This is a genomic window from Pseudoalteromonas sp. NBT06-2 (assembly GCF_002276045.1).
In the GTDB taxonomy this organism is placed as follows: domain Bacteria; phylum Pseudomonadota; class Gammaproteobacteria; order Enterobacterales; family Alteromonadaceae; genus Pseudoalteromonas.
The window spans coordinates 1-454 of sequence record NZ_NQMR01000194.1 but is presented as its reverse complement, the minus strand read 5'-3'; the positions used below and the strand labels follow the sequence as shown (position 1 = coordinate 454).

The window sequence follows — 454 nt, the reverse complement described above, 5'->3', positions numbered from 1 at the left end:
TAAGTTGTCATTAAAATTGGCTATTTGTATATTTGATTGCATTACAGCAGCACGCAATGCTGTTTGGCCATCGATATAGCTTTTAATCGCAGCAGCTTTTTGTTTATAACCAAAGGCTGTGCGGCCATCATGTGTATTGGCTGCTAAGTCATTATATTTTTTAAGTTCAACATACGCTTTTGCAATGGTTTTATTATAGTTTTTAATTTGATTGGCGTTAGTGCCTATCTTTGCCAGGGCGCTGTAGTTTTTTACTGATTGATAAGCCGCTGATAAATCATAAACATGCTTTTCAAGTTTTTTGGTTTTTATACTGGCATCATCTGAGCCAGAGGCAAAATAAGCAATTGCTAAGGCAGCAGTAACAGCCGCACCCACAGGGCCACCGAGTAATGCCATTGCAGCAGATAACCCGCGACTGGTTACACTGGCTCTGGCAGCGACTACACTATAA

At 40.3% G+C, this 454-nt stretch carries 1 pseudogene; it reads right to left on the bottom strand.

Features of this window, described 5'->3' with window-relative positions:
* A pseudogene (locus tag CJF42_RS23480) lies at positions 1–454 on the bottom strand (hypothetical protein); the annotation flags it as partial.